Source organism: Rugamonas sp. (assembly GCF_025354735.1).
GTDB lineage: Bacteria > Pseudomonadota > Gammaproteobacteria > Burkholderiales > Burkholderiaceae_D > Rugamonas.
In genome coordinates, this window is the sequence record NZ_JANXMI010000288.1 from 1 (window position 1) to 11,000 (window position 11,000).

The 11,000-nt window shown below is 67.2% G+C and carries 8 protein-coding genes and 1 pseudogene; all 9 read left to right on the forward strand.

Translation table 11 applies throughout. The features are described from left to right. A partial coding sequence (rfbH, locus tag Q0S71_RS23445; protein ID WP_296001140.1) for a lipopolysaccharide biosynthesis protein RfbH occupies positions 1-1,237 on the forward strand: 1,237 nt, incomplete at its 5' end. Between the two features lie 10 nt (positions 1,238-1,247). Next, positions 1,248-2,303 carry an NAD-dependent epimerase/dehydratase family protein gene (locus Q0S71_RS23450; RefSeq protein WP_296001142.1) on the forward strand — a complete coding sequence of 352 codons (1,056 nt, stop codon included), beginning with the start codon at positions 1,248-1,250 and terminating at the stop codon, positions 2,301-2,303. Positions 2,304-2,310: 7 nt separating this feature from the next. Further along, positions 2,311-3,150 (forward strand): transketolase, encoded by an 840-nt coding sequence (locus Q0S71_RS23455; RefSeq protein ID WP_296001144.1) that lies wholly within the window; start codon positions 2,311-2,313, stop codon positions 3,148-3,150. Beyond that, positions 3,147-4,067 (forward strand): transketolase C-terminal domain-containing protein, encoded by a 921-nt coding sequence (locus tag Q0S71_RS23460; RefSeq protein WP_296001146.1) that lies wholly within the window; start codon positions 3,147-3,149, stop codon positions 4,065-4,067. Before Q0S71_RS23455 ends, Q0S71_RS23460 begins: the two co-directional genes overlap by 4 nt. 28 nt (positions 4,068-4,095) lie before the next feature. Then, positions 4,096-5,028, forward strand: a complete 933-nt coding sequence (locus Q0S71_RS23465) for an FkbM family methyltransferase (protein WP_296001148.1) — start codon at positions 4,096-4,098, stop codon at positions 5,026-5,028. A gap of 24 nt (positions 5,029-5,052) precedes the next feature. Next, positions 5,053-7,845, forward strand: coding sequence for a glycosyltransferase (locus Q0S71_RS23470; RefSeq protein WP_296001150.1), 2,793 nt, complete (start codon positions 5,053-5,055; stop codon positions 7,843-7,845). A 39-nt stretch (positions 7,846-7,884) separates the two neighbouring features. Continuing rightward, positions 7,885-8,601 carry a class I SAM-dependent methyltransferase gene (locus Q0S71_RS23475; protein WP_296001152.1) on the forward strand — a complete coding sequence of 239 codons (717 nt, stop codon included), beginning with the start codon at positions 7,885-7,887 and terminating at the stop codon, positions 8,599-8,601. Between the two features lie 2 nt (positions 8,602-8,603). Further along, positions 8,604-9,947 carry a methyltransferase domain-containing protein gene (locus tag Q0S71_RS23480; protein ID WP_296001155.1) on the forward strand — a complete coding sequence of 448 codons (1,344 nt, stop codon included), beginning with the start codon at positions 8,604-8,606 and terminating at the stop codon, positions 9,945-9,947. A 27-nt stretch (positions 9,948-9,974) separates the two neighbouring features. Beyond that, positions 9,975-11,000: pseudogene (locus Q0S71_RS23485) on the forward strand (UDP-N-acetylglucosamine-peptide N-acetylglucosaminyltransferase); the annotation flags it as partial.

Below are 11,000 nucleotides of genomic sequence, written 5' to 3' on the forward strand. Positions count from 1 at the left end.
TTTCGAACCCGGCGTGACGGTGATCCAGCCGGCCGGCAAAGTGGTCGGCGCGCCGGAGATGGAACTGATGGTCGAAGCCTCGCTCGACGCCTGGCTCACCACCGGCCGCTTCAACGACCAGTTCGAGGCCAGGCTGGCCAAGCTGATCGGCGTGGACTTCCTGATCACCGTGAACTCCGGCTCCTCGGCCAACCTGGTCGCGTTCAACACGCTGACCTCGCCGAAGCTGGGTTCGCGCGCGATCGTGCCGGGCGATGAAGTGATCGGCGTCGCGGCCGGCTTCCCGACCACGGTCAATCCCATCCTGCAATTCGGCGCCGTGCCGGTGTTCGTCGACGTCGAACTGGGCACCTACAATATCGACGTGACCCAACTGGAAGCGGCGATCTCGCCGAAAACCAAGGCCATCATGCTGGCCCACACGCTGGGCAATCCCTACAACCTGGACCTCGTCACCGCCATCTGCAAGAAGCACAATCTGTGGCTGATCGAGGACTGCTGCGACGCGCTGGGTTCGACCTACCGCGGCAAGATGGTCGGCACCTTCGGCGACATCGGCACCATGTCCTTCTACCCCGCCCACCACATCACCATGGGCGAAGGCGGCGCCGTGTTCACCAACAACGCGGAACTGAAGATGATCGCCGAATCGTTCCGCGACTGGGGCCGCGACTGCTATTGCGCGCCGGGCAAGGACAACACCTGCGGCAAGCGCTTCTGCCAATGCCTGGGCACGCTACCCATGGGCTACGACCACAAGTACACCTACAGCCACCTCGGCTACAACCTCAAGATTACCGACATGCAGGCGGCCTGCGGCCTGGCGCAAATCGACCGCGCGCCCGGCTTCATCCAGGCCCGCAAGGACAACTTCGCCTATCTGAAGGAGCGGCTGCAGTCGTGCGCCGAATTCCTGATCCTGCCGGAGGCGACCGAGCACTCCGACCCGTCGTGGTTCGGCTTCCCGATGACCTTGAAGCCGGCGGCGAACGTGGCGCGGGTCGACCTGCTGACCTATCTGGACCAGCACAAGATCGGTACCCGTTTGCTGTTCGCCGGCAATCTGACGCGCCAACCCTACATGATCGGCCGCAACTACCGGGTGTCCGGCGAGCTGGTCAACACCGACCGCGTCATGCACGACACCTTCTGGATCGGCGTGTTCCCCGGCCTGACGCGCGAGATGCTGGACTTCGCCATCGCCAAGCTGGAGGAATTCTTCGGCGTCGGCTTCTGAGGCGGGCCAGATGACCCCAACGACGCGCCATCCGATTGAAAGCGCCGACATGGCCGCCATCGTGGCCGGCGCCGGCGTCGACTGGAACCGGCTGGCCGGGCAAACCGTCTGCATCAGCGGCGCGTCCGGCTTCCTGCCGTCCTACATGGTTGAGACGCTGCTGTACCTGAACGAAACACGGCAACTGGACATCCGCGTGCTGGCCATGGTGCGCAGCCGCGCCGGCTTCGAGCGCCGCTACGCCCACTACGCCCGGCGCGCCGACCTGGTCTGCATCGAGCAGGACGTCAGCCAACCGTTCACCCTGGCCGAAAAGCCCGGCTACATCATCCACGCCGCCAGCCAGGCCAGTCCGAAATACTATGCGACCGATCCGGTCGGCACGCTGAGCGCCAACACGCTGGGCACGGCGGCCCTGCTGGAACTGGCGCGCGCCAGCGCCAGCAAAGGCTTCCTGTATTTCAGCAGCAGCGAAGTGTATGGCACGGCCAGCCGGGTACCGACCGCCGAAGCCGATTACGGCGCCGTCGATCCGACCAATGTGCGCGCCTGCTACGCCGAGAGCAAGCGCATGGGCGAGAACATGTGCGTGTCGTGGCAGCACCAGTTCGGCGTGCCGGCCACCATCGCGCGCCCGTTCCACACCTACGGCCCGCGCATGCTGCTCGACGACGGCCGCGTGTACGCCGACTTCGTCGCCTGCATCCTGCAAGGCCAGGACATCGCGCTCAAAAGCGACGGCCTGGCGACGCGCTCGTTCTGCTATTCAGCCGACGCCGTGGCCGGTTTCTGGAAAGTGCTGCTGGACGGCGTGCCCGGCCAGGCCTATAACATCGGCAACCCGGACGGCGAAATCAGCATGCGCGCGCTGGGCCAGCTGCTGGTCGGCCTGTACCCGGAAAAAGGCCTGACGCTGAGCTACGTCGAGCGTCCGCCCGGCGACAACTACCTGGCCAGCGCCGTCGCGCGCGGCTGCCCCGACATCGCCAAGGCCGCGGCGCTGGGCTGGCGTCCGGCCACCTCGCTGGCCGACGGCTTCCGCCGCACCATAGAAAGCTACCTGTAAAGCCATGATGCCGACGACCCCAGACACCATCGACACCGCCAACACCACCGCGCTGGCGCGCCGCATCCGCCTGCAATGCCTGCAGATGTGCCACAACAAGCGCGCCTCCCACCTGGGCGGCGCCTTCTCGGTGGCCGACGTGCTGGCCGTGCTGTACGGCGGCCTGCTGACCATCGACCCGGCGCAGCCGAAAGCGCCGCAGCGCGACCGCCTGTTCTACAGCAAGGGCCACGCCTGCACCGCGCTGTACGCCGTGCTGGCCGAGACCGGCTTCTACCCGCGGGCGGAACTCGACACCTTCACCGACAACGGCAGCTATTTCACTTCGCACGTCAACCACAAGGTGCCGGGCGTCGAACTGTCGACCGGCAGCCTGGGCCATGCGCTCTCGGTGGCCGCCGGTGTCGCGCTGGCCGGCCAGCGCCGCAAGGCCGACTGGCACACCTACGCCATCGTCAGCGACGGCGAGCTCGATGAAGGCTCGAACTGGGAAGCCATCCTGTTCGCGCCGCACCACCGCCTCGCCAACCTGACCCTGGTGGTCGACTACAACAAGATCCAGAGCTTCGGCAGCACCGCCGAGGTGCTGAACCTCGAGCCGCTGGCCGACAAGTTCAGGGCCTTCGGCTGGGAAACGCTGGAAGTGGACGGCCACGACCACGTCCAGCTGGCCGCCGCGCTGTCCAGGCAAGGGCGCGGCGACCAGCCGCGCGTGGTCATCTGCCACACCGTCAAGGGCAAGGGTGTCAGCTTCATGGAAGGCCAGCTGGCCTGGCACTACAAATCGCCCGACGCCGCCCAGTTCGCGGCCGCGCGCGCCGAGCTGCTGCAAGAGGATCCACAATGAGAAACAGTTTTATCACGACCCTGATGGCGCAGGCGCACCAGGACCCGCGCATCTTTCTGCTGTGCGGCGACCTCGGCTACTCTGTACTGGAACCGTTCGCCGCCGCCTTCCCGGAGCGCTTCCTCAACGTCGGCATCGCCGAGCAGAACATGGTCGGCCTGGCCACCGGCTTGAGCCTGGAGGGCTACACCGTGTTCTGCTACTCGATCGGCAACTTCCCGACCTTGCGCGCGATGGAGCAGATCCGCTACGACGTCGCCTATCACGAAGCCAACGTCAAGATCATCGCCGTCGGCGGCGGCTATGCCTACGGCCCGCTCAGCACCTCGCACCACACCACCGAGGAACTGGGCATGCTGCGCACCATCCCCGGCATGGTGGTCACCGCGCCCGGCGACCCGGCCGAGGTCGACGCCATGACCGCCTTCATCGGCCAGCACCGCGGCCCGTGCTACATGCGCCTGAACAAGGCCGGCGAGCCGCGCCTGCACGCGCAGCCGCCGGTCCTCACCCTGGGCGGCATCGTGCCGGTGCGCGTCGGCGCCGGCGCCGGCGCCGCCGTGTTCGCGACCGGCGACATGGTGGGCTACGCCGCGCGCTACCTGGAGCGGCACGCGCCCCAGGTCGACCTGTACAGCTTCCCCTTCGTCAATCCCATCGACAGCGCGCAACTGGCGGCACTGGCGCAACGCTACACCGACGTCGCCACCCTGGAGGAACACCAGGCCAACGGCGGCTTCGGCTCGGCGGTGCTGGAAGGCCTGCACGATCTGCTGAGCGCCGGCGTGCTGAGCACGCTGCCGGCCATCAAGCGCATCGCGATACCCAACACCTTTATCAGCAGCGCCGGCAGCCAGGACTTCCTGCGCGACAAAATGGGCCTGAAGCTGGACGGCTGGCCCGCCGCCCGCGCCTGAACCGCCAACCCCTACCGTGAATGCTGACATGATCCCGATCCAAGATACGCTGGCCCAGTTCCAGCAAGGCGCCATCGACAAGCCGACCTTCATCAAGACCATGTACGAGGCGCACCACGCGGCCTTGTTCGACTACGCCGCCTACATCGGCCAGACCAACGTCAGAAAGATCGAGGTCGAGGACGGCAAGGTCATCATGACGTCGCGCGACCGCGGCATCCGCATCGCCTGCACGCCCGGCGACTACCGCGTGGCGCCGATGGAGACGCTCAACTTCTTCGACTACGAGAAGGAAGAGTCGACGATGATGGAAAACCTGGTGGCCGACGGCGCCAATTTCTTCGACATCGGCGCCAACATCGGCTGGTACTCGATCAACATCGCCGCCTCGCGCCGCGCCACCACCGTGTATGCCTTCGAGCCGATCCCGACCACCTATGCCCGGCTGCGGGAAAACCTGGCGCTGAACGCCAGCGCCAACATCCAGCCGTACAACTTCGGCTTGTCCGAGCAGGCCGGCCAGTTCACCTTCTACTATCCGCCCGAAGGCTCGGGCAACGCCTCGGCGGTCAACCTGACCGGCCGCGAAGACGTCCGCACCGCGCAGTGCGAAGTGCGCACGCTGGACGGCTTCTGCGCCGACACCGGCACCCGCGTCGACTTCATCAAGTGCGACGTCGAAGGCGCCGAGCTGCTGGTGTTCAAGGGCGGCCGGCAGACCATCGCGCGCGACAAGCCCATCGTGCTGTCGGAAATCCTGCGCAAGTGGTCGGCCAAGTTCGATTACAACCCCAACGAGATTTTCGAGCTGTTCCGCGCCATCGGCTACCGGGTCTACACCGCCGAGGGCGGGCGCCTGGTCGAATTCGGCAGCATGGACGAACACACCGTCCCGACCAATTTCTTCTTCCTGCATCCGGAACAGCACGCAGAACAACTGCAACGCTATCTGCGCGCCTGATCAACCCCTCACCGACCGAACCGCATGCCCACCACCAACGTTGAAGCCGTCCTCGCCGCCGGACGCGCCGCCCTGTCCCATGCGCAGAAGGGCGCACTGCAAATCATCGAGCTGTTCCAGACCGGCCAGGACCTGGTCGACGCCGGCCATCGTCCGCTCGGGATCAAGCTGTACCACGCCTGGCTGGCCAACACCAGCTCGCCGCTCGCGTACGCGGTGCAGTTCAATCTGGCGGTGATGCTCGGCGCCACCGACGACACCGCCGGCGCCGAGGCGGCCTACCGCATGGCGCTGGCGCAGAATCCGCAGTTCAACGAGGCCCACCTGAACCTGGGCACCCTGCTGGAACGCCTGAAGCGCCCGGACGAGGCGCTGGCCAGCTGGAACCGGCTGCTCGAGTACAGCAATCCCGAACTGGCCGCCGACAAGGCGTTCAGCATCCAGGCGCTCAACAACCTGGGCCGCCTGATGGAAATCCAGAAGAACTTCCCGGGCGCCGAAGACATGCTGACGCGCAGCCTGCGCCTCGATCCCAAGCAAAAGAACGTCATCACGCACTGGGTCCATTTGCGCCAGAAGCAATGCAAGTGGCCGGTCTACAGCAGCGACGCCAGCGGCATTGCGGAAGAACAGCTGATGGGCGCGACGTCGGCGCTGGCCATGCTCAGCGCGTCCGGCGATCCGGCCCAGCAGCTGGCCGCGTCGCGCCGCTTCGTCGCCGACAAGGTGATCCAGGACGTCAGCCCGCTCAGCGGTCCGCAAGGCTATGGCCACGACCGCCTGCGCATCGGCTACCTGTCGTCGGACTTTTGCTCGCACGCGGTGTCCATCCTGACGGCGGAGCTGTACGGCCTGCACGACCGCAGCAAGGTCCAGGTGTTCGGCTTCGACTGGAGCAACGAGGACGGCTCGCCGCTGCGCGCGCGCGTGCTGGCCGGCATGGACCACCACATCCGCATCCACACCCTCAGCGACGAGGAGGCCGCGCGCCTGATACGCCTGCACGAAATCGACATCCTGGTCGACCTGCACGGCCTGACCCTGGGCGCCCGTCCCAACATCCTGGCCTACCGGCCGGCGCCGGTGCAGGTCACGTGGCTGGGCCTGCCCGGCCCGACCGGCATGCCCTCGATCGACTACGTGATCGCCGACCCCTTCGTGCTGCCGCCGGAGCTGGAGCCCTACTTCACCGAGAAGCCGCTGCACATGCCGCGCACCTTCCAGATCAACGACCGCCAGCGCATCATCGGCCCGCGCCCGACGCGCGCGGCGAACCGGCTGCCGGAAGACGCCTTCGTGTTCTGCGCCTTCAACAACAACTTCAAGGTCAACCCGGAGATGTTCGCGACCTGGATGCGCATCCTGCAACGCGTGCCGGGCAGCCTGCTGTGGATGGTGGCCGACATCGCCGAAGTGCGCACCAACCTGGCGCGCCAGGCCGAGCTGGCCGGCGTCGCCAAGGAACGCCTGGTGTTCGCCGAGCGCGTGGTGCCGTCCGACTACCTGGCGCGCTACCAGGTGGCCGACCTGTTCCTCGACACCGCGCCGTTCAACGGCGGCACCACCGCCAGCGACGCGCTGTGGGCCGGCCTGCCGGTGATCACCTGCGCCGGCCGCACCTTCTCGTCGCGCATGGCCGGCAGCCTGCTGCACGCGGTCGACCTGCCGCAGCTGATCACCACCAGCCTGGCCGACTACGAAGCGCTGGCCGTCGAGCTGGCGCTGGATCGGCCGCGGGTGGCGGCGCTGAAGAGCCAGCTGCACGAGCAACGCCTGAACTGCGCCCTGTTCGACAGCGCGCAATTCGTGCGCGACCTGGAGCAGCGCTTCGAGCAGATCGCCCTCAAGGGCAACGCCGGCCTGAAGGCGCCGCAGTTCGCCGGCGCCCGCGCGCCGGAGATCAACCCCGCGCTGCCGAAGGTGGCCATCCTGATGCCGACCCACAACCGGCCGGAGTATGCCGAACTGGCGCTGCAAAGCATCCTGGCCCAGACCTGGGGCAACCTGGAAATCGTCATCAGCGATAACAGCGACAACGAACTGACGCGCGAACGCTTCGCGCCCTATCTGGCGCGCTACCCCTACATCCGCTACCTGCGCTCGCCGGGCATGGGCATGATGGACAACTTCTTCAACTGCTACCACAACTCGACCAGCGAGTTCATCAACTATCTGATGGACGACGACCTGTTCCATCCGGATAAGATCTCGCGCATGATGGCCTGCATGCTGGGCCAGCCCAACATCGGCCTGGTCACCTCGTTCCGCCAGCTGATCGACGCCGAGGGCCGCTACATGGCGCCGCTGCCGGGCACCGAGCGCCTGTTCGAAATCGGCACCGCCGTCGGCGGCGCGTCGCTGGGCGACATGATGCTCAGCAATGGGCGCAACATGGTCGGCGAGCCGACCACGGTGCTGTTCCGCCGCAGCGCGGTGCCGGGCCAGTTCGGCATGTTCCTGGGCCGCCAGTACGTGACGCTGTCCGATGTCGCGACCTGGCTGGCGGCGATCTCGAACGCCGACTGCATCTATCTGCCGGAGGCGCTGAGCTACTTCCGCATTCACGACCAGCAAGACCAGCGCAACGAGCGGGTCCGCATCCAGGCCAACATCGAATGGATGCAGCTGCTGTGCGACGCCCACGAACACGGCAAGTTCGTGCGCAACCGCGCCGTGGTGCGCGACATGCTGACGGCCAAGCTGCCGACCTGCATCTGGTATCTGTCATCGGTGCACGAGCAGGTCGAGGCGGCCTACGACCTCGACAAGATCTATGCGCTGCTGCGGCAGGCCATGGCCATCATCCTGAACAAATAAGCCGTTTTCAATCACCCAACCTTCATTCCCGGAGCTTCGATGGACACCCAACACAACGGCAGCGTACTGATCGACTTTTTCGAAAACCATGAACACCGCATGATCCACAAGTGGATGCACTACTTTGAGATCTACGAGCGCCACTTCCACCAGTTTCGCGGCCGCCCTCTCACCATGATGGAATTCGGCGTGCTGCACGGCGGCTCGCTGCAGATGTGGAAATGGTATTTCGGCGCCGAGGCGCAGATCCACGGCGTCGATATCAACCCGCGCTGCGCCGAGCTGGCCGAGGACCGCATCACGATCCATATCGGCGACCAGGAAAGCCGCGAATCGCTGCGCAACCTGACGCTGACGGTGCCCAAGTGCGACATCGTGCTCGACGACGGCGGCCACACCATGCTGCAGCAGCGCACCACCTTCGAAGAACTGTGGAGCCACCTGAACGTCGGTGGCGTCTATCTGTGCGAAGACATGCACACCAGCTATTGGCCCGGCTTCTTCGGCGGCGGCTACAAGCAGCCGCACACCTTCATGGAATACACCAAGAACCTGATCGACCAGCTCAACGCCTGGTACACCCGTGACCCGGCGCTGGCCGTCAACGACTTCACCCGCAGCGCGTTCGCGATCCACTACTACGACAGCATCATGGTGATCGAGAAGCGCGAGATACGGCCGCCGCACGCGCGCATGAAGGGCACGCCGTCGTTCCCGCTCGATCCGGCCGAACAAGCGGTCTACGATCGCGGCTGACCTTGGGCCCGTTCACCATGGATATCGAGCAGATCCCGGTCATTTCCGTCTCCTACAATTCGGCCGAGCTGATTGACGACTTGCTGCGCACTTTCCGCGCCCATTACCGCAACCCCGTCACCATCATCGACGGTTCGGGCGCCGAGCAGTATCCGGCGATCGAGGCGGTGTGCGCGCGCTATCCGGAGGTGCGCGTGCTCCACTTCGATTACAACATCCACCACGGCCCCGGCATGGCGTGGGCGTTCCAGAACCTGCCGCTGCACGGTCCGGTGCTGGTGCTCGATTCGGATATCCAGGTGGTCAAGGCCGGCTTCCTGGAAAGCCTGCGGGACGAACTGAAGCCGGGCATGTACGGGGTCGGCTACGTCAACCACGTCAACGAGGGCGGCTTCGACGTCGACTATGAGGACGGCGCGATCCGCTATCTGCACCCGGCCTGCATGCTGGTCGACGTCGACGTGCTGCGACTGTGGCCGATGCCGACCAAGCATGGGGCGCCGATGACCGAGCCGATGCTGGCCCTGCACCGCGCCGGCCGCGACGAATTGATCAAGGGCCTGGACTGGCTGCGCGACGACTTCCGCGCCGACACCACCAGCGCCGCCCGCCACTACCTGCGCCACGACTGGCAGGGCACGGTCAAGCGCAGCGGCAGCTACAATCTCGACGAATGGAGCGCCGCCACCCAGGCCGCGGCCGAGCTGCGCCAGCTGGTGCTGCTGCTGCTGCCGGCGGAGGCGCGCACCGTGGTCGAACTGGGCGCCAACGATGGCTTGCTGGCGCGCGCCTGCATGGAGGCGGACCGCGGCCGGCGCTACATCGCCGCCGGCGGCCACCCGGACAAGGCGCTGGCGCGCCAGGATGGCGCCAGCGAGGTGATGGCGGTCGATATCGACGCGCTGGACGACGCCTTCTTCCGCGACCACGCCGACGCCGACTGCTGGATCCTGGACCAGGCCCTGGAACGCAGCGCCGATCCGGCCCGGCTGCTGCGGCGCATCCGCACCTGCATCCGGCCCGGCGCCAGCGTGATCGCGGTCTTCCCCAACGCCCAGCATTGGAGCATGCAAGTGCGGCTGGCGGTCGGCGATTTGCGCTACGCCGCGAGCGGCCTGCTGAGCGCCGCCGAGCGCCACTGGTTCAGCCGGGCATCGATGCTGACCCTGTTCCACGAGGCCGGATTTGACACGGTGCACGGGGTGCCGCTGACGCGCCATCCGCTGTCGAACCCGACGCTGGAAGCGGCCCTGCGCCAACTGGCCGCCTGCATGGGCGCCGACCCCGACCTGGCCTTCGGCGACGCCCAGCCCGACACCTACGTGATCCGGTTCCTGCCGCGCTGAGCGGCGCGCCGCGGACCTGACGCCATCATGTCCCAGCCCATCAGCGCCGCCATCGCCGCCGGCAATCTCGCGGAGGCGACGACGCTGGCCCTGGCGCAGGCGCGGCTGGGCGTGCTGGCGATCACCGAGTTGATCGGCATCGCCGGCCTGCTGGCCGGACAGGGCCGGCCGGAACAGGCCATCGCGCTGTACCGGCTGTGGCTCGCGCACTGCGACACGCCGCTGCTGTATGCGGCCTGGTACAACTTGGCCGTGCTGCAGGTGCAGACCGGCGACGACCCCGGCGCCGAGCCATCGTATCGCAACGCGCTGGCGCTGTGCGCCGGCTTCACCGAGGCCCGGCTGGGCCTGGGCGCCCTGATGGAGCGCCGGCGCCGCCCCGACGCCGCCCTGGCGCTGTGGCGCGAAGGGCTGGACTTGTGCGATGCCGACCCGGCCGCCCCGTGCGCGCCGCGGATCCAGTTGCTCAATCACATAGGCCGCCTGTCGGCGCTGCAGCGCCGCGACGCGGACGCCGAAGAGGCGCTGACGCGCAGCCTGCTGCTCGATCCCGCCCAGCCCGGCGTCATCGGGCACTGGATCGACCTGCGCCAGCGCCAATGCGTCTGGCCCGTGCTGGCCGCCCTGCCGGGCTTGGACCTCGCGCAGTTGCTGGACGCCGCCTCGGCCGCCGCCACGCTGGCCGCCAGCGACGATCCGGCGCGGCAACTGGCCGCGGCGCGGCGCCACGCCAGCCTGCAGCCGGCAGCCGGCGCGCCGCTGTCCGACGCCGCCGGCTACCGCCACCGCCGGCTGCGCATCGGCTACCTGTCGCCGGATTTCCGCGAGCACCCGGTGGCGCGCATGAGCGCCGAGCTGTACCAGCTGCACGACCGCGCGCTGGTCGAAGTCTACGGTTTTTGCTGGAGCGACGAAGATGGCTCCGCACTGCGCGAGCGCCTCGTCAACGGCATGGACCACTGCGTGCGCATCGCCGGCATCGACGACCTGCGGGCCGCGCAGCTGATACGCGCGCACGAAATCGACATCCTGGTCGACCTGCACGGCCCGGGC